The sequence below is a fragment of the Candidatus Kapaibacterium thiocyanatum genome (assembly GCA_001899175.1).
GTDB classification, from domain to species: domain Bacteria; phylum Bacteroidota; class Ignavibacteria; order Kapaibacteriales; family Kapaibacteriaceae; genus Kapaibacterium; species Kapaibacterium thiocyanatum.
Genome location: MKVH01000024.1, coordinates 57,153 through 81,329, shown reverse-complemented (window position 1 = coordinate 81,329; position 24,177 = coordinate 57,153). Strand labels below are relative to the sequence as shown.

Annotated in this window: 19 protein-coding genes and 4 tRNA genes; 4 read left to right on the top strand and 19 right to left on the bottom strand. The window is 60.4% G+C overall.

From position 1 onward, the window contains the following. Positions 1-22: 22 nt before the first annotated feature. The 12 genes from BGO89_08980 to BGO89_08925 all read right to left on the bottom strand — a co-directional run bounded on the left by BGO89_08980 (position 23) and on the right by BGO89_08925 (position 8,777). Positions 23-3,814 (bottom strand): DNA-directed RNA polymerase subunit beta, encoded by a 3,792-nt coding sequence (locus BGO89_08980; GenBank protein OJX57329.1) that lies wholly within the window; start codon positions 3,812-3,814, stop codon positions 23-25. Between the two features lie 228 nt (positions 3,815-4,042). After that, positions 4,043-4,423 carry a 50S ribosomal protein L7/L12 gene (locus tag BGO89_08975; GenBank protein OJX56666.1) on the bottom strand — a complete coding sequence of 127 codons (381 nt, stop codon included), beginning with the start codon at positions 4,421-4,423 and terminating at the stop codon, positions 4,043-4,045. Between the two features lie 48 nt (positions 4,424-4,471). Then, on the bottom strand, positions 4,472-4,996 hold the full coding sequence (locus BGO89_08970) for a 50S ribosomal protein L10 (GenBank protein OJX56665.1): 525 nt from the start codon (positions 4,994-4,996) through the stop codon (positions 4,472-4,474). Positions 4,997-5,091: 95 nt separating this feature from the next. Beyond that, positions 5,092-5,790 carry a 50S ribosomal protein L1 gene (locus BGO89_08965; protein OJX56664.1) on the bottom strand — a complete coding sequence of 233 codons (699 nt, stop codon included), beginning with the start codon at positions 5,788-5,790 and terminating at the stop codon, positions 5,092-5,094. Between the two features lie 60 nt (positions 5,791-5,850). After that, a complete protein-coding gene (locus BGO89_08960; GenBank protein ID OJX56663.1) occupies positions 5,851-6,276 on the bottom strand; it encodes a 50S ribosomal protein L11 in 426 nt (141 codons plus the stop codon). A gap of 15 nt (positions 6,277-6,291) precedes the next feature. Beyond that, positions 6,292-6,861 (bottom strand): transcription termination/antitermination factor NusG, encoded by a 570-nt coding sequence (locus BGO89_08955; protein ID OJX56662.1) that lies wholly within the window; start codon positions 6,859-6,861, stop codon positions 6,292-6,294. Between the two features lie 17 nt (positions 6,862-6,878). Then, positions 6,879-7,061 carry a preprotein translocase subunit SecE gene (locus BGO89_08950; protein OJX56661.1) on the bottom strand — a complete coding sequence of 61 codons (183 nt, stop codon included), beginning with the start codon at positions 7,059-7,061 and terminating at the stop codon, positions 6,879-6,881. Positions 7,062-7,090: 29 nt separating this feature from the next. Further along, positions 7,091-7,163: transfer RNA gene (locus BGO89_08945), tRNA-Trp, on the bottom strand. Between the two features lie 5 nt (positions 7,164-7,168). Continuing rightward, positions 7,169-7,244: transfer RNA gene (locus tag BGO89_08940), tRNA-Thr, on the bottom strand. 81 nt (positions 7,245-7,325) lie between these two features. Then, positions 7,326-7,398: transfer RNA gene (locus tag BGO89_08935), tRNA-Gly, on the bottom strand. 17 nt (positions 7,399-7,415) lie between these two features. Next, positions 7,416-7,501, bottom strand: a tRNA-Tyr gene (locus BGO89_08930). 142 nt (positions 7,502-7,643) lie between these two features. After that, complete coding sequence (locus BGO89_08925) at positions 7,644-8,777, bottom strand: carbamoyl phosphate synthase small subunit (GenBank protein ID OJX56660.1); 1,134 nt, start codon at positions 8,775-8,777, stop codon at positions 7,644-7,646. 145 nt (positions 8,778-8,922) lie between these two features. Between BGO89_08925 and BGO89_08920 the strand changes: the two genes are divergently transcribed. Next, complete coding sequence (locus tag BGO89_08920; GenBank protein OJX56659.1) at positions 8,923-9,432, top strand: HNH endonuclease; 510 nt, start codon at positions 8,923-8,925, stop codon at positions 9,430-9,432. Between the two features lie 21 nt (positions 9,433-9,453). On the opposite strand, the gene BGO89_08915 is transcribed toward BGO89_08920, so the two are convergent. The 3 genes from BGO89_08915 to BGO89_08905 are packed head-to-tail and all read right to left on the bottom strand — an operon-like array spanning position 9,454 to position 15,355. After that, on the bottom strand, positions 9,454-12,363 hold the full coding sequence (locus BGO89_08915; protein ID OJX56658.1) for a hypothetical protein: 2,910 nt from the start codon (positions 12,361-12,363) through the stop codon (positions 9,454-9,456). 26 nt (positions 12,364-12,389) lie between these two features. Beyond that, on the bottom strand, positions 12,390-13,955 hold the full coding sequence (locus BGO89_08910) for a hypothetical protein (protein OJX56657.1): 1,566 nt from the start codon (positions 13,953-13,955) through the stop codon (positions 12,390-12,392). Between the two features lie 8 nt (positions 13,956-13,963). Then, complete coding sequence (locus BGO89_08905) at positions 13,964-15,355, bottom strand: hypothetical protein (GenBank protein OJX56656.1); 1,392 nt, start codon at positions 15,353-15,355, stop codon at positions 13,964-13,966. 140 nt (positions 15,356-15,495) lie between these two features. Here BGO89_08905 and BGO89_08900 point away from each other — a divergent pair, with 140 nt between their 5' ends. Genes BGO89_08900 through BGO89_08890 form a run of 3 tightly spaced genes read left to right on the top strand, consistent with a single transcriptional unit; the run spans position 15,496 to position 19,936 of the window. Further along, positions 15,496-17,991: a hypothetical protein gene (locus tag BGO89_08900; protein ID OJX56655.1), complete on the top strand. Its 2,496-nt coding sequence runs from the start codon at positions 15,496-15,498 to the stop codon at positions 17,989-17,991. Further along, positions 17,988-18,587: a hypothetical protein gene (locus tag BGO89_08895; protein OJX56654.1), complete on the top strand. Its 600-nt coding sequence runs from the start codon at positions 17,988-17,990 to the stop codon at positions 18,585-18,587. The genes BGO89_08900 and BGO89_08895 overlap by 4 nt, the downstream gene beginning before the upstream one ends. A gap of 2 nt (positions 18,588-18,589) precedes the next feature. Continuing rightward, positions 18,590-19,936 carry a hypothetical protein gene (locus tag BGO89_08890; GenBank protein ID OJX56653.1) on the top strand — a complete coding sequence of 449 codons (1,347 nt, stop codon included), beginning with the start codon at positions 18,590-18,592 and terminating at the stop codon, positions 19,934-19,936. Positions 19,937-19,940: 4 nt separating this feature from the next. On the opposite strand, the gene BGO89_08885 is transcribed toward BGO89_08890, so the two are convergent. The 4 genes from BGO89_08885 to BGO89_08870 are packed head-to-tail and all read right to left on the bottom strand — an operon-like array spanning position 19,941 to position 23,609. Further along, positions 19,941-20,582, bottom strand: coding sequence for a hypothetical protein (locus tag BGO89_08885; protein ID OJX56652.1), 642 nt, complete (start codon positions 20,580-20,582; stop codon positions 19,941-19,943). Positions 20,583-20,600: 18 nt separating this feature from the next. After that, the gene (locus tag BGO89_08880; protein OJX56651.1) at positions 20,601-21,479 is read right to left on the bottom strand and encodes a hypothetical protein; all 879 of its coding nucleotides are present in this window, start codon (positions 21,477-21,479) and stop codon (positions 20,601-20,603) included. After that, positions 21,472-22,092, bottom strand: a complete 621-nt coding sequence (locus BGO89_08875) for a septum formation protein Maf (protein OJX56650.1) — start codon at positions 22,090-22,092, stop codon at positions 21,472-21,474. Before BGO89_08875 ends, BGO89_08880 begins: the two co-directional genes overlap by 8 nt. A 23-nt stretch (positions 22,093-22,115) precedes the next feature. Continuing rightward, the gene (locus BGO89_08870; GenBank protein OJX57328.1) at positions 22,116-23,609 is read right to left on the bottom strand and encodes a hypothetical protein; all 1,494 of its coding nucleotides are present in this window, start codon (positions 23,607-23,609) and stop codon (positions 22,116-22,118) included. Positions 23,610-24,177: the final 568 nt, after the last annotated feature.

The following is a 24,177-nucleotide window of genomic DNA, read 5'->3' as shown; positions in this document are numbered from 1 at the left end:
TCCGATGTCGTGTTCTTTTTCTTTAGTCGATCTTGACGTCGAGACACAGACCCTGCAGCTCGCGGACGAGTACGTTGAACGATTCCGGGATATTGGGTGCCGGCATGTTCTCGCCCTTGACGAGCGATTCATACATCTTGGCACGGCCCGTCACGTCGTCGGACTTCACCGTGATCATTTCCTGCAGCGTGTGTGCAGCACCGTAGGCTTCGAGAGCCCACACTTCCATTTCCCCGAGACGTTGACCGCCGAACTGGGCCTTGCCGCCCAACGGCTGCTGCGTGATGAGGGAGTACGGTCCGATGGAGCGAGCGTGGATCTTGTCTTCCACAAGGTGGCTCAGCTTCATCATGTAGATCTGGCCTACCGTGATCTCGTTCTCGAACGGCTCGCCGGAACGGCCATCGTGCAGAATCGTCTTGCCCGTGCGGGGCAGACCGGCCTTCTCCAGATAGTCGCCGACTTCATCCCACGATGCACCATCGAAGATGGGCGTGGCGAAGTGTACGCCGAGCTTTTCGGCAGCCCATCCGAGAGCGGTCTCGTAGAGCTGGCCGAGATTCATACGCGAGGGTACGCCGAGCGGGTTGAGGACGATGTCGACGGGCTGTCCATCGGGAAGGAAGGGCATGTCCTCGAGCGGAACGATCTTGGACACGATACCCTTGTTTCCGTGGCGACCGGCCATCTTGTCACCGACCTGCAGCTTGCGTTTCTTGGCGACGTAGACCTTGGCCATCTGCAGGATGCCGGGCTGCAACTCGTCGCCTGCGGCGATCTTGTTGCGCTCGATGCGCGCATCGGCCATGATGTTGTTGCGACGGTTATTGTAGCTCTCCACCAGACGGTGCAGGAGCTTCATGATCTTCTTGTCGGCCACCCAGTCGTTGTCGTAGGCCATCATCGACGGCACGAAGGTACCGGCCTCGAACTTGGAGAGGATGTCCTTCTTCGTGAGCTTGGCGCCGGAGCGATAGACGACGGAGTCGTTCGCCGAGCGGATGCCGAGGCTGGTTTCGCCATCGAGCAGCGTGCTCATGCGGTCCACGCAGTCGGCATCGAGCGAGCGGAGCGTCTGCTGCTCGCGCTTCGTGATGAGGTCCTGGCGCTTCTTCTCTTCCTGACGGAATTCGCTGTCGCTCGTGAGCACGCGGCGTGCGAAGAGCTTGGTGTTGATCACCGTACCCTTCAGTCCTGGAGGCGCCTTGAGGGACACATCCTTGACGTCGCCTGCCTTGTCGCCGAAGATGGCGCGGAGCAGCTTCTCTTCCGGCGTGGGATCCGTTTCGCCCTTCGGCGTGATCTTGCCGATGAGGATGTCGCCTTCGCGAACCTTGGCGCCGATGCGAACGATACCGCGATCGTCGAGGTCCTTCGTGGCTTCTTCGCTGACGTTGGGAATTTCACGCGTGAACTCTTCTTCACCGCGCTTGGTGTCCCGGACCTGCAGCGTGTACTCTTCGATGTGGACGGACGTGAAGACGTCCTCGGCCACCATGCGTTCGCTGATGATGATGGCGTCTTCGAAGTTGTAACCGCGCCAGGGCATGAAGGCGACCATGACGTTACGGCCGAGCGCGAGCTCGCCCATTTCCGTCGACGCACCGTCGATGAGGGGTTGCCCCTTCTTCACCTTCTGGCCATAATAGACGACCGGGCGGTGGTTGACGCACGTGTCCTGGTTGGTGCGGTAGAACTTGAGCAGCGGATAGGTCTTGACACGGTCTTCGTCGAACGAGACCAGCTTGTCGTCGTCGGAGCGCTTGTCGTCGTAGCGCACGCGGATGTAGTCACCGCATACGTATTCGACCACGCCATCGTCCTCGGCGAGGACGAGTGCGCGCGAGTCGCGCGCGACGCGGGCTTCCATACCGGTACCGACGACGGGAGCCTTCGGACGGAGCAGGGGCACGCCCTGCCGTTGCATGTTCGAGCCCATGAGTGCGCGGTTGGCGTCGTCATGCTCGAGGAAGGGAATCAGCGAGGCGGCCGGCGACGTGATCTGATCCGTCGTGACTTCCATGTAGTTCACTTCGAGGGGCGACAGCACCTTGAAGTCGCCGCTCACGCGGGCCTTGACGCGGTCGCCGCTGAGTTTGCGGTTCACATCCATCGGCGTGGAGGCCGGAACGATGATCATCCCTTCTTCCTTCTCGGCAGGAAGATGTTCGATGGTATCCGTGACCACACCATTGACGACCTTGTAGTACGGCGTCTCGATGAAGCCGAACTTGTTCACGCGCGAATGGATGGCCAGCGACGAGATGAGACCGATGTTCGGACCTTCGGGGGTCTCGATCGGGCAAAGACGGCCATAGTGGGTGTAGTGAACGTCACGGACTTCGAAGCCTGCCCGCTCACGCGTAAGACCACCCGGACCGAGTGCCGACGTACGGCGCTTGTGGGTGAGCTCGGAGAGCGGATTCGTCTGGTCCATGAACTGCGACAGCTGGTTCGTACCGAAGAACTGGTTGATGACGCTCGTGATGGTACGGGCGTTCACCAGTTCGCTCGGCGTGATGTTCTCGCTGTCGCGCACGCTCAGGCGTTCCTTGATCGTACGCGCCATACGCGTCAGACCGAGGTTGAATTGTGCGGTGAGCTGCTCGCCTACCGTACGGACACGGCGATTGCCGAGGTGGTCGATGTCATCCACCGGCACCTTGCCATCACGCAGATCGATGAGGTAGCGGATGATGGCCACGATGTCTTCGATCGTCAACGTCGTCTTGTCGAGCGGAATGCCCATACCAAGCTTCTCGTTGATGCGATAGCGTCCGACGACACCGAGATCGTAGCGCTTCTCGTTGAAGAACAACTTGTCCAGCAGGCTCCATGCCGTATCGAGATCGGGCGGATCGCTGGAGCGGAGCTGGCGGTAGATGCTTTCGAGAGCGTCTTCGCGCGTGCGGGACGTGTCCTTGGCGAGGGTCTTGGCGATGATCGGTTCGTCGTTCGAGTTCTCGTACTTGTAGAGTTTGATGCTCTCGACGTCCGAGTTCCTGAGCACGGCGATCAGGTCGTCGCTCAGGATGTTGTCGCGCGTGGCCACGATTTCGCCTGTCGACATGTCGATGGCATCGGCCGCTACGCGGCGGCCGAGGTAGTCGTCATCCAGATCGGCGACGGCGACCTCACCGGAGAGGTCGAAGAGATCGAGCAATTCTTCGTCGCTCGAATATCCCAGGGCACGCAGCAGCGTGGTCACGGGGAACTTCTTCTTCCGGTCGATATAGGCATACATCACGTCATGGATGTCGGTGGTGAATTCCACCCACGAACCCTTGAACGGAATGATACGGGCCGAGAAGATCTTCGTACCGTTCGGGTGAACGGCATCGTCGAAGAACACGCCCGGCGAGCGGTGGAGCTGCGCAACGATGACGCGTTCGGCACCGTTGATGATGAAGGTACCGCGCGGCGTCATCGCTGGGATGTTGCCAAGGTAGACTTCCTGGTCGATGGCTTCGATGTAGTCTTCGGAGCTCGGATCGGCCTTGGAGGACAGACGGAGCTTGGCCTTCAGCGTCTTCGCATAGGTCAACTCACGTTCGCGGCATTCTTCCTCGGTATACTTGGGCTTTTCGACCAGGTACTCGAGGAAACTCAGTTCGTAGATACCCGAATTGTCCTCGATGGGGAAGTTCGTCTGGAAGGCCATCTGCAGGCCCGTAGGCTTGCGTTCAGACGACGAAACGTTCTCCTGGAGGAACTCGTGGTATGCGTCCAGTTGGATGCCAAGAAGATCTTGGTAGGAATGCTCCTTCTCCACGCTTCCGAAGGTGATCCGGTTGCGCAGCCGCACGAGCGGCATCGAGAAGATTGACGTTTCCTGAACATCATTCATAGGAGAGGACTCCCGAATGCAGAAAAAACAAGGATTTTTTGATGGGCGAGCCTTGACTCATCCATCAAAAAACCCTCAGCTATCGATTCCGTACGAATCGCGGTCGATCATGGAACGGTTCCGATGGTGGCGGAGAAAACGACAACGCCCGGGACGGCACAACGACCGTCCCGGGGCTGTCCGATACAGGCTTGCTTACTTGAGCGTAACCTTGGCGCCGGCTTCTTCGAGCTTCTTCTTGAGAGCATCGGCATCGGCCTTCGGCACAGCTTCCTTGACGAGCTTCGGAGCGCCTTCCACGAGGTCCTTGGCTTCCTTGAGGCCCAGACCCGTGACTTCGCGGACGACCTTGATGACGTTCAGCTTCTGAGCGCCGCCATCCGTCAGTTCGACGTCGAATTCCGTCTTTTCTTCGGCAGCGGCGGCAGGTGCACCACCGACCGGGCCACCAGCCATCATGATCGGTGCGGCAGCCGTTACGCCAAACTTGTCTTCGAGAGCCTTCTTGAGATCGGCAGCTTCGAGAAGGGTAAGATTACCGATCTTCTCGACGAGTTCTTCAACGATTGCGGACATGTTGTTCTCCAGGTTTGATATTGTTGTTTGTTCCGTGCGGGGAGTGAATCAGGCCGCCTTGTTCTTGGCGACTTCTTCGATGAGCGATGCGAGATCGCGCATCACTGCATTGACGCTGCCTACGATGCCCGAAATCGGCGCATGCAGGCTGCCCACGATACCGGCGATCATGTCTTCGCGGGTCGGGAGTTCCGATACCTGCTTGAGCTGGGAACCGTCGAACATCTGGCCTTCGACCACTGCCACCTTCAACTTGGGCTTCTCGCCCTTGTCGAAGTACTGACGAATGATCTTGGCCGGTGCGATCGGATCCTTGCCACCGAAGATGACCGCTGTCTGACCGAACAGCTTCTTGTCCTCTATCTCATAGCCACCTACTTCAGCAAGGGCACGAAGAACGAGTGTGTTCTTGGCGACCTTGATGCCGACACCCTTCTCACGCAGTTCCTTGCGGAACGCCTGATCGAGGGCGACGGTCATGCCGGTGAAGTCTATGAAATACAGGCTCGAAGCACCCTGGATCTTCTCCACGAGTTCGGCGACGGTAGCCTGTTTTTGTTCCTTCGTAATCATAGATCCCGTTTGATGATGGGCCCGTTGTTCAACGCATCCGGAGATACGCTAGAAGCTGAACGCGGAGCGATGCGTAATAACCGTTGTCAGGTACCTTACTCCTGCGTGAACGTGTATTCGTCGACGCGGACGCTGGGGCCCATCGTCGAGCTGAAGAACACGCTCTTGACGTACTTGCCCTTGGCCGTTGCCGGCTTGGCGCGGAGGATGGTCGTGTAGAGGGCCTGGGCGTTCTCCGCGATCTGGGCCGCGGTGAACGAACACTTGCCTACGGCAGCGTGAACGTTACCGGCCTTGTCGACGCGGAATTCGATCTTCCCTGCCTTGACTTCGTTGACGGCCTTCGCGACGTCGAACGTCACCGTACCGCTCTTGGGGTTCGGCATGAGACCGCGCGGACCGAGGACACGGCCGAGCTTGCCGACTTCGCCCATGACGTCGGGCGTAGCGATGATGATGTCGATGTCGGCCCAGCCACCCTGCAGCTTCTCGATGTATTCCGTGAAGCCCGCGTGATCGGCACCGGCTTCCAGGGCTTCCTTGTCCTTGGGAGCCTTGGCCAGTACGAGAACGCGGACGCTCTTACCCGTACCGTGCGGCAGGGACACCGTACCGCGGACGAGCTGATCCGCCTTGCGGGGGTCAACGCCGAGGTTCATGGAGAGGTCGAAGGATTCGTCGAACTTCGCCGTTGCATTGGCCTTGACGAGGTCGATGGCCTTCTTGAATTCGTAGGTCAGCGTGCGGTCGTAGGACTTCGCTGCCTTGTCAAAACGCTTGCCCGCGTTCTTCATCGGGGTGTTCCTTGATTCGTTGTGCGAACGGCCGCATACGCAGCCTCCAACGTGATTGAATTAGCCTTCGACGACGATACCCATGGAGCGTGCGGTACCGGCAACCATGCTGACGGCGCTCTCCATGGTGTGGCAGTTGAGGTCCTGCATCTTGATCTTGGCGATCTCTTCGAGCTGGGCCTGCTTGACCGTTCCCACCTTCGTCTTGTTCGGCTCCTTGGAACCGGACTCGATGCCGATGGCCTTCTTGAGAAGGACGGGAGCCGGCGGCGACTTGATTTCGAACGTGAAGCTCTTGTCACTGAAGAACGTGACGAGCACGGGCAGGATCATGCCGGGCTGCTTGGCCGAACGGGCATTGAACTGCTTCACGAATTCCATACCGGCAAGACCGCGCTGACCGAACGCCGGACCTACCGGCGGCGCCATCGTGGCCTCTCCAGCCTTCAGCTGGAGCTTGAAGGTGCCCATTACTTTTTTGGCCATGACCTGACTCTTCGATTAGTGATTTTCGAGTTCGACCTGATGGAAGTCCAATTCGATCGGCGTCTTGCGGCCAAGAATACCGACCTCCACCTTCAGCTTCTGCTTTTCGACGTTCACTTCCTTGACCGTTCCGGAGAAGTTCGAGAACGGACCATCGATGACCTTCACCGGATCTCCCTCGCGGAAGCTGGTTTCGACCGTCGTGATGTCCTTGCGCTCCTCCACCCGGCCGAGGATGCGATCCACTTCGTCCGGCTGCAATGCCTGCGGTTCGGTCTTCGTACCGACGAAACTGACGATGGACGGCAGCGAGAGGATGATTTCCTTCAGCCGCTTGTCCAGCGCAACTTCGATGAGTATGTATCCCGGCAGGAAGTTCTTGACCTTCGTACGGCGCTTGCCGTTACGCACCTCGTACACCGTCTCCTGAGGGATGACGATGCTCTTGACGCGATTCTGCAACCCCAAACGCACCATCTCCGTTTCGATCGACGTCTTCACACGGGCCTCATGGCCGGTGAACGTCCGGATGGCGTACCACTTGGGTTCGAGTGCCGTTGTCTGTCCTGTTGCTGTATCCATCATATCGATATGCCCCAGGCTTAGTAGACCAGTTTCATGAGCTGCGTCATGCCCAGGTCGATGAGAGCCACGATCGCCGTCAGCACCAGACAGGTAACGATCACCACGACGGTACTTTCGCGCAGCTGCTCCCGCGTGGGCCAGGAGACCTTCTTCATCTCCTTGGACACGTCGTTGAAGAACGCTTTCGTCTGTGCAAACATGGCCGTACTCCAGGACAAATTTTCTACTGCACGGGTGGCAGGAATCGAACCCACAGCCTACGGTTTTGGAGACCGCCGCTCTACCAATTGAGCTACACCCGTATGTTTCGAGCTGATGACCGGGATTGAACCGGTGACCTCCACCTTACCAAGGTGGTGCTCTACCAACTGAGCTACATCAGCGAACTCACCGGCGGAGACGCCAAAGCCCTCCGACAAACCGGCCTACAGTATGCCAGATCGCCGCAGGGTTCGCTTTCTCTGAGCGGGAGACGAGACTCGAACTCGCGACCAACAGCTTGGAAGGCTGTGACTCTACCAACTGAGTTACTCCCGCGTAACCGCTCGTGTTCTTGGTGGGCAGGGAAGGATTCGAACCTCCGTAGGTGTACACCAGCAGATTTACAGTCTGCCCTCGTTGGCCGCTTGAGTACCTGCCCGATCACCAGAGCCTGCAAATATAGGGGAGATTGGGAAACCTGCAAGCGGGTTCATGCATTCATGACAGGAATTCGTATCGCCGCCGTCCGAACACGCGATTCCGGCCGCCCCGCTCCGTCATCCCCGGAAATTCCGTCCGGGTTATGCCATCATCGCCACGAACTGCTCGAAGAGATAGTCCGAATCGTGCGGGCCGGGCGAGGCTTCGGGATGGTACTGGACGCCGAAAGCCGGCGCATCCGTGAGGCTGATGCCGGCGCAGGTATCGTCGTTGAGATTCATGTGCGTCACCGCCGCATTCGGCGGCAGCGTGGCCGCGTCCACGGCGAACCCGTGGTTCTGCGAGGTGATCTCGATGCTTCCCGACACGAGGTTCTTCACGGGATGATTCGCCCCTCGGTGACCGAACTTGAGCTTGTAGGTCGAGGCTCCTACGGCAAGACCGAGGATCTGATGTCCGAGGCAGATGCCGAAGATCGGACGCTTGCCGAGCAGCCCCCGCACGGTTTCGATGCCGTAGGTGACGGCCGCCGGATCGCCCGGACCGTTCGAAAGGAAGACTCCGTCGGGCGAGATGGCGAGGATTTCCTCGGCCGTAGCCGTGGCCGGGAAGACGGTGACGTCGCATCCGTGGGCCGCGAGACGACGCAGGATGTTGCGCTTGATGCCGTAATCCACGGCCGCCACCTTGTAGCGCCTGCCGCCCGCAGGAGCAGGGCTGCGCTCGGGTGCGCCGTAGTTCCAGGTCGTGGCTTCCTTCCATTCGTAGACGCTGCCCGTCGTGACGAGCGGACAGAGGTCGAGGCCGTCCATCGAAGGGACGTTCCGTGCCTTCTCCACCAGAGCCTTGGGATCGGCCGACGCATCGTGGGAAATGACGCACCGCATCGCTCCCTCGGAGCGGAGAATCCGCACGATCATCCGTGTATCGACACCTTCGATGCCAGCGATCCCACTGTCCTCGAGATAGCGCTGCAGCGTCCGCGTGGAACGGAAGTTCGACGCGATGTCCGACAATTCGTGAACGACGAGGCCCGAAGCCTGCACGGCGTCGTTCTCGACGTCCTCCGGATTCGTACCGTAATTGCCGATATGGGGATAGGTGAAGGTGACGACCTGCCCTTTATAGGACGGATCGGTCAGGACCTCCTGATAGCCAGACATCGCAGTGTTGAAAACCAGCTCGCCCGTGGCCTCGGTGCCGATAGCTCCGATGGCCGAACCGTGTACGATGACACCGTTTTCGAGCGCAAGAATAGCCGGACGTCGTTCCATGAAACCCGTTAACGTATGAAGAGTTGTTATTCGGGGTACAAAAATACCCTTTACTGTGTATTTTGACACCGAAGAAAGGAGGGTTGCCTTCAGTACGCACGCCCATCTGCGCCAGGAACACCACCGTCCACCGACGGGAGGGTTGGTGTCTCTCAATACGAAGGTACTGGTCCTCAACCAGTCCTACGAACCGATCAGTGTCTGCAGTACGAAGAAAGCCCTGCTCCTGCTCGTCCTCACGAAGGCCGAAATCGTCGAAGAACGTACGACCCTTTCCATCCGTACCGTCCGCTCTTCCTATCCGTTCCCCAGCGTCATCCGCCTCAGCGCCTACCTGCGCGTCCCCTTCCGCAAGATCGAACTGTCACGCAAGAACATCCTGCGCCGCGACGGCTTCCGTTGCATGTACTGCGGAACGCCGCAGACGCCGTTGACGATCGATCACGTGATCCCCCGCTCGAGAGGCGGCATGGATCAGTGGGAGAATCTCGTCTGTGCCTGCGTGCACTGCAACAACAAGAAGGGCAACCGGACGCCGGAGGAAGCAGGAATGCGCCTGGCCACGATACCGCGCAAGCCGCATCACGTGCTGTTCCTGAAGCACTACCTCGGCAAGGTTGAGGAGACCTGGCGCCCCTACCTCTTCATGGACTGAGAGCTGGGGACCGACTCCCGTCTACCGCGCGACGACTACCGGAATCGTACGGACGGCACTTCCGGTGCGGGCACGGACGGCATAGGTCCCCGCAGGGAATGCATGGACGTCGACCGTCGTACCGGTACCACCCGCTTGTACTCCGGACCATACGATCCGGCCGAGAGCATCGACCATGTCGACCGCTGCATCGCTCCTAACATCGATCCGCATGGTTTCGCCGGCAGGATTGGGCGAGATCACGATATCGCCTTCGGGCAGATCCTCCCCTACCGACGTCGCCGTCGTACCGAACTGCAGCCTGAACCACGGCGTCTTCCATTGCGCCGTGCTCACCGTCAACGTGAAACGGCCGGACGGACTCCTCGTCGCGGCGAATCGCCCGCCCGCAGGACGTCCATCGGGACCCAGCGGCTGTGCGAAGACGCTGTCGACGTCGGGGCGCGTGATGGTGATCCGGAAGGCCGTTCCCTCCATCATGGGCCGCCCCGTACCCCACGTCACGAGTGAAAGATTGTCGGCGCTGAACGTGGCACCTTCGTTCAGGACGCGCGTGGCGATCGTCAGCAAGGCGGTTCTGCCTTCCCTGATCGGCTCGGCGCCCTCGCCGACGATGGACATCGTCACGTTCTCGACGGTATCGAGTTGTTCGACGAGGAGGCCCGCTCCGGGCAGCGTGAACAGTTCACCCCGAAGCTTGCCGGACAGACCTATGTAGCGATCGGTCTGCACGCGCAGGATACCCGCCGATGCGTCCCAGAATATCTGGTCGTTCTCGGCGTTGAGCATGCGGAGGTCCACGTCGTTGCTCGCGAGCGCGGAGATCTCACGGTGCGGCAGGAAGCTGCCGATTTCCGCGGGTTCGGCATTCATCCTGATCCTGCGGAATAGCGGCATACGTCCATCGGAATAGATACCGAGCGAATACGGCATCTGGGCATGGAGCCTCGGATACGTGAACGCTTCGTCGGGTACCGTGATCTCGACGACCTTCGGTGACGGGCGGACGTCGCCACGACGCATCATCGCCGCAGTCGACGGGAGCATGACAAGGACGTCGGGCTTGTCCATGATCTCCCAGGCCGCATTGGAATCCACGCGTTCGGAACCTGCGGCAGGGCGACTCGCGAAGACGCTGAAGAAGACACCGTCCCAATCATGCAGTCCGGCATAGGCCGGGAAGATGGTCGCCACCTGCGCGTGATACGGTCGCGGATACTGGATACCGGAATGCGTGATCACCATCGCCTTGCCCTTGACGGCATTCTGCGCAGGCACGTATACCGAGCCGCCATAGTATTCGCTCAGCATCGACGTGGCATTGCTTCTCCAGTCCGTCGACGAGAACACATCGTAGTCCTTCGCGGCATGGAGCTCGGGGAAGGTCGTGAATCGGGCGCTGGGACACAGGAGCACATCACTGCGCAGCGTATCGCGCACGAGACGACGGACACCATCGAAGAGGGATTTCAGTGTTCCGATATAGAATTCGGCATTGTCCCGCGCGCGTGCGGGCGATATCGTCTCGTCGAAGACCGACGTCCGTGCGACCGTACCGTTCACGATGGACTCGCCGGGGAACAGACCGCCGAACGGTATCTCACGAAGTACGGCATCGTCGATGTAGACGTCGCCACTGTCGGAGCCGAGCAGAAAGGACACCGCGCCGCTCGTGGAGTCCGATGCCGAACACGTGAACGTGTAGTCGAACCGCTGCCATTGATCCGTGAGATTCACGACTTCGGCGAGGCCATAGGTATCGTACGGATAGGTACTGTTCTGCACGCTCACGGCGATCGCACGCGAGCCGCGTTGCGGCGTAGTCTTGGCCCAGAAGGCCACCCTGTACCGATGCAGGCGCTTCATCTTCTGCAGTATCTGGGCGAGCTGGATACCATACGACTGTTTGTTCGCATCGAGAGAGGCGATCCGTACGCGGAGCGACGATTCGCCTTCCTTCCTGTCGGCGTCGCTGTACTGCACGATGGCCTGCGCCCCTGCATTCGTGTTGACGCCGAGAATCCATGCGGCGTTGAACGGATCGTTGAAGCCGGCGTTCCGCAGCACGTTCGACGTATCCGCGACTGTCGAACTCCATGCCCTGTCCAGCGCGGCATCGGTCGTGAGCCCCTTGCTCCGCAACGAAGCGAGGAAGAGCGAATCGATCAGACGCAGATGTTGCATACCGACGGAGGCATCACCGCCGTTGGGACGTATAACGTTCTGCGTATACATCCAGTAGGCCATGACAGATGCATCTTCCGCGGCGATGATGAATGGAATTGCCGCTTCGTCCTTGTAGGCGACGTTCGTGAACTCGTTTACATGTTCGAGGAAGAGGCGAAGGATACGGCGGTGGATGGTCTGCACGACAGGATCGAAGACGAGGCCCATGCGCGTTCCCCAACCGACGGAGTCGGGTTGACGCACGCCGTCGCCCGGCCGGGGCATCCATACCGAATGAAAGGTGAAGACACTGTAGATACCGTTGCGCTTGAGCTGATAGACGAGATAGTCGAGCTTGCGCATCTGTTCGTCGTCCAGCCGTTCCGTGCTATTGCCGTCGGCCAGGATGCTCACGCCACGGAAGTACGGATAGTCGAAGGCATTGAACTTCACCGTATTCACTCCGAGGGCCCTGAGCCGTCGTGCCGTACGTTCCGCCACGACGCTGTCCGGGAAGCAGCCGCTCCATTGCAACCCGGTCCCCACCATCCTCAGCCTGCCGCCATCGGCGAAGACGAAGTGACCATCGGCATCCAGCCGTACACGGCCACGGCTGCCTGCGGGCTCGAGCGGTACGGCGAGCAATGTCGTATCCAGCTCCACGCCTTCCGGCATGGAGAAGACGAATGGCTGGGAAAGCGGTTGGGCCTGTTGTGCGACGTGCACGAAGACGAAGGCAAGGACGAAAAGGAGCGAATGGCGCATCGTGATGATCGATTCGTGGACGACGGTTAACGGCTGACGGTGAGGAACGTGTGCATCGTCGCACGGTCGGCATGCAACGTGAGCAGATAGGTACCGGGATTCATTCCCTGTACGTCGAACGTGGCGATACCACTCCAGGCGTCGACGGGGACTGCGCGGACGAAACGCCCCTGCATGTCGCTTATCCGGAGTCCGACATCGGCGAACGGCTCGCAGTCGACACGCACCTGCACCGTCGTGGATGCGGGATTCGGCGACACCGAACGGAATCCGCAATGTATCCCCTGCCCAGCCTCCTGCACGGATACCGGCACGTGGAACAGCGGCAATGCCTGTTGGGAGAAATCCCTGAGGAGAACGTTCTGCGCCGTCGTCTGCGACTCGCCGAAGTACTGCAGCAGGACGCTCGCATAGACATGGCGATAGTCGTACTGCATGAGCAGGTCACCGCGCTCGTCGAGATTCTGCAAGTCGGGATTGCGTCCGAAGACCTTTCCTCCAGCCACGTAATGCCCGAAGACGAAGAGCGGTGCGGCCGTTCCATGATCCGTGCCCTGGCTTCCGTTCTCCGCCACACGGCGCCCGAATTCGCTGAAGGTCATCCCGGCCACTTTCTCCTGCAGTCCCTGACGCTTCATCTCGGCCATCAGGGCACTCACGGCATCGCCGAGTTCGCGCAGGAGACGCGCATGATTTCCCGTGACGCCTCCCTGATCGGCATGGGTGTCGAAGTTGTTGTTCGCCCACGACACGAGGTAGACCCGCGACTGCAGGCCTCCGGCGATCAGTTGCGATACGACGCGCAGCTTGGCTCCGATGTCCGTCGTCGGGAACGTCGTACCGATGTTCCCCCTGTCGGCGGTGTCCTTCACCACACGGGCGTAGACGTCGGCGGAACGCGCGATACTGCGCATGAAGGATACTTCACGTCCTGCGGGCGTATCCGACGGCGGGGCGGCCGGCACTTCGTCCGTCGCCCCCGTGTTGACGAGTCGATAGAATTCGTCGGGATCGCGAAAGCTGATTCCCATCGGGCCGTTACCACCCAGGAGGCCGAGCGACAACGACGTACCGATCTGCACTGCGAGCGGATGCGGCGGGAGCTCCTGCGGATAGCCGGGAGCGAGCGTCTGGAGATATCGCCCCACCCAGCCCGTACTGCCGAAGACGTCGGCATCGGTCGCCGTCAGCCAGATGTCCGTACCACGGAAGTGCGAACGGTCGGGATTGGGATAGGTCACACCCTGTACCAGGGCGAGCTTCCCGTCCTTGTAGAGATCGTCGAAACCCGACAGCGATGGATGCCAGCCGAGCGTATCGTCGATGCGAAGCGTCTGCGCCGCCGGAATGGCGATGTTCGGACGGCGTTCGTAGTAGAGCGGATCGGCATACGGAACGACGGTGTTGAGGCCATCGTTCCCACCCTGCAACTGAATCAGGATCAGGATACGGTCCGAAGCGGCCAGGAGGCGCTCGAGTCCCCCGTCACCGGCCGCAAGTGCACGTACCGTGAAGGAGTCCACGACGGCCGGCAGGGTCGCAAGGGCGAGGCCGGACGTACCGGCGGCGCGAAGAAAACGTCGGCGATTCATGTGTCCTCCTACATCAACTGGAATTCGGGCATACGAACGATGGCCTGCAGGAGGCTCCTCAACCGGACGACGCTTCCCGGTGCGTCGATATCCCATTCATAGACCGGAGCACCGGCGAGCATGATGTCGAGCAGGACGTCGAGCTGTTGCGGCGTCGCAGGAACGGGCAGGAGCAGGCCGACGATGTTCGCCACGAGCTTCGTCGCATCGCCATGGTCCGGGAACTGCTTCGCGAAGGCCACGACGTCGACGGCGAGCACCTGCCCCGTATCGTCGGCCAACGGCAATCCGTCCGTCTTGCGTCCGGCCACGAGATTCTCGCCGAAGCGCTGGCGTTGCGGGAAGGTCGAGCTCGTGATCCATGCATGATGTCCCTTCCATCCCTCCACCGTCGGAGGGTAGAACGGCTCCTGTGCCAGCCTGGTCATGGATGCCACGGCATAGGCCGGATCGAGCTTCGTCGCATCGAGCAGGGAAGCGAGGCCGATGACGAGATCGGCAGGACTCTTGATGAGGGCACCGCGGATGGAGGCATCGTAGAAATGATCCGAGACGAGAACGCTGCGCAACACCGCGCGTATGTCATAGTGCGTGTCGAGCAATGCCTGGGCCATCACCTCCACGACCGTAGCGTCGGGCGTCGATTGCACGTAGGTCCTGTACAACTTCCCCGCGATGAACCTCGCACAGGCCGGTTTCATGAGCGTGATCCTCACGACGTCACGATATCCCCACGATCCGGTCTCGCCAAGGATCGTCTTCGCCCCCGTGTCCGCAAGCTGCGCGTTGTAGACGCCGTTCATGCCGGAGATACGCCACCCCGTGAACGCGCGGGCCGCCTCGACGATGTCGTGTTCGGTGTAGTTGCCCACGCCGAGCGTGAACAGCTCGAAGAATTCGCGGGCGAAGTTCTCGTTCGGATTCCCCTTCACGCTCTGGTTGCCATTCAGGTAGATCAACATGGCAGGATCGCCGACGATGTTCTCGCACAGCGTCGCGAACGGACCGTAGGCATAGGTTCTCAGCAGCTCGTGCTGGCGCACGATATACTGACCATAGTAGACCGTCACGTAGTCGCTCGTCGTCACGTTGTGCCAGAAGAGCGTCAGTCGCTCGCGGAGGGACGGCGTCGTCAGCACATGACGCATCCACCACGTCTGCACCTCGGGCCAGCGCCGGGCGACGTCCACGAACGGTGTTCCGGGATCCGGGGCCACGGCGGCCCAGTCGGGCGGAGTCGGTGCTGCCCCCATGTCCAGCAGTATATCGACGGCCTGTGCAGGCGTCTTCCCCGTCATGCTTCCGACGAGCTTGAATGTCGGATGGAATGTGGTGCGTCGCACCAGGTGCAATGCGTCATCGAACGTCAGTGGCGAGGTACGTTCGGCAAGGTCAGCCATGGGTCCTCCCGGAGTAGGTCAGGTCGAGCGCCGGAACATACGAAATGACCATCCCGAAGCCAACAGCTTCATCCTGCATCACGGAATGGCTTTTTGTACTTTTGTCTCTTGCAATCAACGCTTCATTCATAGGGTCGTCCATGAATTTCATTCCGGAACGCTACCGCGATCTCGCCGCCTATGGCGTGATACTTCTCGCCGTCATCCTGTTCTTCGCCGACGCATTGTTCGGTGGCAAGACCTTTCTCGGTGAAAGCGACAACGTAGCCTTCTTCAGCTTCATCCCCTATCTGGATCAGGCCAAGCAGTCGGGTGAATTTCCGTTGTGGGTACCCTATATCTTTTCGGGCATGCCGTCGCTCGCCTCCTTCCTCGCCGCAGGCGAACGCGGGTGGGACATCGTGGCGCAGATCCTGTTCGCGATTCCGCGAACGCTCGGAGAGGTCATGAACAACGATACGGCGCGTATCGGACTCTGGTACAGCATCTACGGCTGGGGGGTCTATACGCTCATGCGTGCCAAGAAGCATCTTCGTGGCGTCAGCATCTTCTCTGCCCTCGGCGCCGTGTTCTCCACGTTCGTCATCGTCTGGATCATGATCGGCCACTCCACGAAGCCCGTCTCACTGGCCACGCTGCCGTGGATACTGCTCGCACTGGAACGCCTGCGCGAACGCTTCAGCCTGCTGAACCTCTTCATCCTGACGCTGCCGCTCATCGTTCTCGTATCGGCCACGCACCCCCAGATGATGTTCTACATCGGATGCGGTCTGGCCATCTACATGCTCGTCGAACTCGTCCATCGCCTCATCACGAAGGACGGTGCAATGGACGTCCTGAAGAGCGCCGGCGCTCTCGCCGTGGCGGGCGGCCTGGCCCTGGCCACGCATGCGGACATGTTCCTCGCGACACGCGAATACACACCGTATTCCACGCGCGGCTCCGCGCCTCTCGTCCAGAACACCAGCAACCAGCAGGATCGATCGGGCGGCAACGACTACGAATACGCCACGAACTGGTCCTTCTCGCCGGAAGAGATGATGACCTTCCTCGTGCCCAACTACTACGGGTTCGGCAAAACGAAGGACGAACGCGGCCGCATGGAGATGACGTACTGGGGTCAGATGCCCTTCACCGACGCCGCCAACTACATGGGCATCGGCATCCTGATGCTCGCACTGGTCGGGGCCTGGGCCAACAGACGCGACCCGTTCGTCGTCTTCCTCATCGTCGTCTCGGTCTTCTCGCTCCTGCTCTCCTTCGGCAAGAACTTCCCGATCCTCTACGACATCTTCTATAACCTGGTACCGTCGTTCAACAAGTTCCGGGCGCCGTCCATCGCCCTGTGCCTGTTGCAGTTCGCAGTACCCGTCCTCGCGGGATATGGCCTGACGTCCATCATCGGCTGGTCCACGAAGGCGACGGCACAGCAGAAGAAGACGGGCCTCGCCCTTCTCGGTGGAGCAGCCGCCTTCTTCATCGTCGGCGTCATCTACACCAACACCTTCGAGTCGTCCTACAAGCGTTCCATCGGTGAAGCATACATGGCCAAGATGCCGGACCGCGTCACAGATCCCTCGCAACTACCCGACGAAATGACGTCAAAGCTGTTCGACAGCATGCAGAGCGACTGGATGGTGACAGGACTGCTGGCCATCGGCTTCGGACTTCTCGCCTTCCTCACGATCCGCGGCACGATCAAGCCGGGCCTCTCGACGTCGGCCCTCATCGTCCTGCTCATCATCGACCTCTGGCGTGTGGACAAGCGTCCGTACGAACCGTCGAAGGCCAAGATCGAGCAGACGACCTTCCGCAGAACGGACGTCGTGGACTTCCTGAAACAGGACAAGGGCGCCTTCCGGATCGCCGATCTCTCCCGCAACGCGCCCAATGCATGGGCCTATCACTTCATCGAGAACGTCCACGGCTACAGCTCGGCCAAACTCCGCGTCTACCAGGACATGCTCGACATCGCAGGCGTGAGCCCCGGCTCCAAGCCCATGCCCGGCAATTCTCTCATCGTGAATCCCTTCATGTGGAACCTGCTCAACGTGAAGTACATCGTGGCGGATCAGCCCATCTATCAGAACGTCCCTCCCGCCTTCACGTCGCAGCAGACCGGGCAGCTCGTCTACGACAATCCGATGGCTCTGCCCCGCGCCTGGTTCGTCGACAGCACCGTCGTCGGCACGTCCGACCGTGTCGTCCTCGAAGCCATGCGCGATGCGGCATTCAATCCCCGTCAACGTGCCTACGTAAGCAAGGCCGTGAATGGCGTCGTGGCCGCGGACAGCACGGCAAGCGTCCGGATCACCGGACGCGGCAACCAGCATCTCGCCTTCGACGTCAAGGCCAGCGGCGACAACTTCCTCGTCGTCAGCGAGGTGTACTATCCCGAATGGCATGCCTACGTCGACGGCAAGGAAGTGGAGATCGTACGCACGAACACGCTCCTGCGCGGTGTCAGGATTCCGGCAGGATCGCATACCCTCGAATTCCGCTTCATCAGCCCCGCATTCGAATCCGGCCGCACCATCAGCATGGCCGCCAACGGCATCATCCTCGCCATCGGGGCATTGGGACTGCTGCTGACGCTGCGGGACCGCAAGCGCATCGCAACAGGAAAGGCCGCATGACGACGGAAGAACTGCTGACGCTATGCCAGACCTCCATCGAGGCCAACGGCCATCTCGTCCTCGACGACGACACGTTCCGCCTGCTCGACCCGGATCAGATCGACGCGGTGCGCTCGCGCTACGGCTCGAAGTACCTGCTGCGTCTGCCCTCGCATGAAATCGCATTCTTCGAGTGGCTCCGCACGACCGACGAGACCGTGTGGAAGGACCTATGGGAAGGCAACGAGGCCCCCTATCTCGTGAGCATGGCCTACCTGAAGGACTTCTCCGGCGCCAATGCCAACGGCGCCTTCGTCATCTGCGACCTGGTATCGACCGACAACTACTACTTCTCGCCCGATCTCATCATCGAGAAGGAATCGGACGACTACCTCGCCGCCGTCCGCGACCGTTTCCGCGACCGTCAGTCGCTCACTCCCGCACAACTCCTGTCGCTCGAGGCGAGCAACGGCCCGATCGACATCTGGCACTTCGCCCACCGCTACAACCTCTCCCTCGATACGGCGAAACGTGCCGTACTGGAACTGGTGGACGACCGCATCCTGCTCCACGTCCCGAGTGCCGAACATCTCGCAAACTATTTCGACGTACACTGATCATGCTGGTGATGAAATTCGGCGGCACCTCCGTTCAGGATGCCGTTTCCATGCGCTCCGTCCTCGACATCGTCCGTCACCGCACGTCCGAACCGGGCGGTCTCGTCGTCGTCCTGTCCGCAACGGCACGCACGACGGACGCCCTTCTCGCCCTCGCACGCGCCACCACCGACGTGAACCGCACGACGGCGCATACGATGGTGAGGGACGGCATGGCGGCGATACGGACCAGACACCGGGCGATCGTGGACGAGCTCATCACCGTGGAGACGGAACGGGCTGCGACCGGCGCTCTCGTCGATACGCTCTGCGATACGTTGCACAGATTCCTCGACGGAATGGCGATGCTCGGCGAATGCACACCGCAGTCACTCGACGAAGTAGCGTCGTTCGGTGAACGCCTGAGTACGACGATCTTCGCGGGTGCATGCAGGGCCGCAGGATTGCGCACGGCTTGGTTCGATGCACGGACCGTCATCCGTACCGACGACACCTTCGTGGAAGCCGCCATCGACATGACGGCCATCAACGCACTGTGCACCTCTACGCTACTGCCCGTCGCCGAATCCCATGACGTCGTCGTGACGCAGGGCTTCCTCGGCTCGACGGCCGATGGCCGTACCACGACGCTCGGCCGTGGGGGTGGCGATTATTCCGCTGCGATCCTCGGTGCCGCATGCGGTGCGCGGGAGATCGACGTATGGACGGACGTGAGCGGCATCTACAGCACGGATCCACGACTCGTCAAGGAAGCACGCCCCATTTCCGGCATGTCGTTCCGCGAAGTACGCGAGCTGGCGCTCTACGGCGCCAAGGTCCTCCACCCGGATACCATCGCGCCGGCCATCGATGCCGTGATTCCCGTCCGCGTACTGAACACCTTCAAGCCCGACGACGAAGGAACGTTGATCGTCGCCGCACAGCCTGACGATGCTCCCATCCACGCCGTCACCCTCCTTCGCGACACGGTAGCCGTCACGTGCACGCACGATGATGCCATGGCGTCGCTTCCCGACGCGTTGCAGCGCGAAGACCTTTCACCGGTACTCGTCTATGGCGCACTCGGTTCGGCAGCGGCAATCCTGCGCATTCCGAACGAGGAACGTCGACTGTCGGTCGACGTGGCGACGGCAGGACTACCCGTTACCGTGCAGGATGTTGCCCTGATCTGTATCGTCGGCCCTCACGTGACCGGAGCTTCGGCGATGGCTGCCATCGCCGGTGCCGTATCGTCGCTGCCCATCCTGGGTATCGTGGCGGGAATGAGTCCGGTCAGTGCGCACGTCGTATGTGACCGCGCCGATGCCGTCGATGCACTGGCGGCGATCCATGCCCTCATCGGCCGCTGATCCGTCAATCCTGGTCTTCCTCGCGGGAAGCCGCGGCGACGAGCTCGCGCATGGGGCCGATGTGACGGAGAAAGATCACGACACATGAGGCGAAGACGAAGAGCTTGAGTTCCGTCGGGTTGTCCATGGTGACGAGCGTCGTCATGCGCAACACCCGTTCCGGTGTGCTGAAGATCAACACTGCGAGCCCGATCGTACCCACGACGTTGCCGACGTGCTGGTTGCGTTTGATGGCGAAGTATCCCGTAAGGTACATGAGGTCCCACAGCAGGATCACGAAGGGATTCACGACGGCGAACACACCTGTGGCCGTCGAGAGTCCGCGCCCTCCCTTGCCCTTGAGCAGCAGGTTGAAGTTGTGGCCGCCGATCACCGCCGTGCCCATCACGGCCTTGGCCAGGAACCAGTCACCGTAGATCCACTGCGCCACGCATACTGCGAGCACACCCTTGAGAGCATCGATCACGAAGGTGATGATGCCGAGCCAGCGACTACCGGTGACGTCGTAGGTATTCATCGCCCCGACGTTACCCGTGCCTTCCTGACGGATGTCCTTGCCGTGGGAGAACTTCAGGACGAGATAAGCCGTTGGGATCATGCCGATAACGTAGGCGATGAGCAGTCCTGGCAGGAGTCCGATATTCATGACGTCGATTCCGGTTTGTCAGTCACGGCTGCCGATCAGCTTCATCTGGCCGAGCGACAGCATGAGGAGAATGATGAAGATCACATAGGCCAGCGCACAGGCATAGCCCATCATGTCCGATTGCTCGAACGCCTGTACGTATACTTCATAGACGAGCGTCGTAGTGGCACCGAGCGGCCCGCCCTTCGTCATCACATACACCTCGACGAAGATCTGGAAACTCTTGATGGTGTTGATCACGAGCACGAAGAGCATGGTCGGCTTCAGCATGGGCAGCGTGATCCGGATGAACTGCTGCCACCGCGTGGCTCCAGCCAGCTCGGCGCTTTCGTAGAGATCCTTCGGTATCGCTTCCATACCGGCGAGGAAGAGCACCATGTAGTATCCGGTGCTGATCCACACGTCCATGGCCATGATGGACCCGAGAGCCGTCGACGTATCGAGCAGCCAGCCTCGGGCAGGATACGGCAGCCCCATCATTCCCGCCAGCGCATTCACGTAACCATCACGGGCATAGAGATTGGTGAAGATCAGAGCGATCACCACGAGCGACGTGACCGACGGCATGAAGTACGAGGCCCGGAAGACCGCACTGAGGCGCGGATGGCGTCGCTGCAGGGCCGATGCGAGTGCGAGCGCGAAGACCGTCGTCACGGGCACGGTGCCGAACGTGAAGATGACGGTATTCTTCAGTGCATTCCAGAACGTGCCGTCGGTGAACACCCGACGATAGTTGTCGAAGCCGACGAAGGACATGTCGTTCGTGAGCGTGGCGTACTTCGAGAAGCTCAGGACCAGAGCGTAGCCCAGAGGATACAACCAGAAGACGAGGAGCGTGAGGATCCACGGCGCCAGCAGCGTCACCGTCATCGCTCCTTCGCGTACGCCTCTACGCATGACGTTCTCCTGCCACGAAGTCGCGCAGCGTCGTATAGAGTAGCTCGAGCGGAAGGCCGACGATGGTGTAGTAGCATCCTTCGACGCGATTGACGAAGACGGCACCGAAGTCATCCTGGATACCGTAGGCACCCGCCTTGTCGAGCGGTGATCCCGATGCGACATAGGCCTCGATCTCGGCATCGTCGAGATCGCGGAAGGTCACACGCGTATCACGAACGGCCGTCACGGAACGTCCGCTCGCCGCATGGACGAGGGCGATGCCCGTATAGACCGTATGCGTACGCCCACTCAGCGAGCGTAGCATCCGCGCGGCATCCATGGCGTCGACAGGCTTGTTGAGAACCCGACCATCGAGTACGACGGTCGTGTCCGATCCCAGGACGATGACGTCATTCCCGGACATCTCCGCACCACGAACGGCCTTCATCAACGCGAGTTGCGAAACGTAGTCGGCGGGCGGCAACGTCACCGGCACGCTGTCTTCGTCAACGTTCGGCACGACGACGGAGAAGTCGAACCCCACGTGCGTGAGCAAGGCCTGACGCCGTGGCGATTGGGAAGCCAGGACGAGCGGTACCGACAGTTCGAGAAGTCCGTTGAGCGAGAGCATCTGCGAAGATAGGACTATGGCGGCTATCGCTTGACGATCATGAATTCCACGCGGCGATTGTTCTGGCGCCCTGCCTCGTCATCGTTCGATGCGAGAGGACGACTTTCACCGTAGCCCTTGGCGACCAGACGCGATGCGGGAATGCCCTTCTCCACGAGATAGTTGCGAACGCTGTTCACACGGTTCTGCGACAACTGGAGGTTGTCGGCATCGGACCCTATGTTGTCCGTATGCCCAGCCAGTTCGATGGATACTGCAGACGTCCTGAGGAAGGAGGCGAGACGATCGAGTTCCGGGTGCGACTCGGGGCGCAGATCCCATTTCCCGCTGTCGAAGAAAACGTTGTTCAGACGGATGGCGACGTTCTCCTTGATGGGCGTCAGATACAGGTCTCGATCGACCTGCGTGTATTTGTCCAGCGACTTCGCATCGAACTGCTCGGCCATCGGATAGAAGCCTTCGGCTTCGGCGCGGACACCGTAGACCTGGCCGCTCGGCAGGGACACCTTGTATCGTCCGTCCGACGGATGCGAACGGGCGATACCCACGTCCTTGCCATCGGATAGCCGTTCGTATCGGATGGCGGCTGCGAGAGGCTGCTTCGTTTCGGCATTCAGCACGCGACCACTGACGAGGAAGACGGGATTGGGCCGCAGCGACGGAGGAACGGGCACGGATACGATATCGGATTCGCCGTAGGTATCCTTCTGCGTGGAGAAATATGCCGAATCGCCCTGCGCGGGAATGTAGAGAAAGGAATCGTGTTCGTCGGTATTGATACCCTTACCGAGATTGATCGGCGTCGACCACTTCATCCATGTATCGTCGAGGCGACGCGACATGAAGACGTCGTATCCGCCGTATCCCGGATGACCGTAGCTGGCGAAGTAGAGTGTGCGGCCGTCGGCCGCGATGAAGGGCGCCGTTTCCGCCCCTGTCGTATTGATCGTCGAGCCGAGGTTCGACGGTGCTGTCCATGTGGAGTCGTTCTTCCTGAACAGCACGTAGAGATCCTGGCCACCCTTCGAATCGTCCCGCTCGCAGGTCATGATGAGCGTCGTCCCGTCCGGTGCGAGATACGAATTGAGAACGGACGCATAGTTGTAGAAGTTCTCGATGGTCTGGTTCTTCGGCATCGACCACCCCGTGGCCGTACGATACGTGATGGACATCCCCTCGCCCAGAAACTCGCCCTTGGCATCGTACTGGTTCTGGAGCAGCATCATGTTCTGGTCGGGCGTGATGGCGATGGCGAAGTTGTGTCCTTCGTTGTTGATCGGCTTGCCGAGATTCACGGCCTTCGACCATGAACCATCGCGCTGCCGCGTCGACATCCACACGTCGCGACGCAGCTCCTTGCCCACGTTCTCCGGATGGCTGCCGCGGCTGAAGTAGAGCACCTGTCCGTCGGCCGTGAAACAGTCGACCAGTTCGTCGGACTTCGCGTTGATGTTGGGACCGAGATTCCTCGGCCGGACATTGGTATCCACACCCTCCGCAACGCTGACAGGCGCCATATCCGAGGCCTTGACACGTATCCAGTCGATGTCGACGGTACGTTCTTCATGGACGATGGGAGCGATCTTGTTACCGAAGATGCGATAGTAGGAATACGGGAACATGACGTTCGGCGTACCGTTCACGAAGCAGGTGAGGGCGTCGTTCGTACGGCGGACTTCCAGGGTGTTCCATTCGCCTACAGGGTTCAGACCGCGCACCTTGCGCCACGGAACGATGTCCTGGCGTTCGCCTTCCTTCCATCGCGCGATACGGCAGTAGCCATCATGCGTCACGATGAACTCGTACATGTTGTCCGCGTCCTGACCGTTCCAGAGAAGGCCGTATCCATGATCGACCTTTCCTTCCTTCTGACGCATGCGGATCTCGATCGACCAGTTCCTGTCGACCGGCAGATCGACGTTCTGGTAGAAGTAGCGGTATCCGTCACCCGTATACGTCATGCGATAGATGCCGTCCTCGATTTCCCCATTCGCGGCGCCATCGGACGATTCACCGGTGAACCATTCCTTTTCGTTGTCGTTGAATTCATCGCCGTACAACAGTTCCTGGGCGTGCAGCGAACCG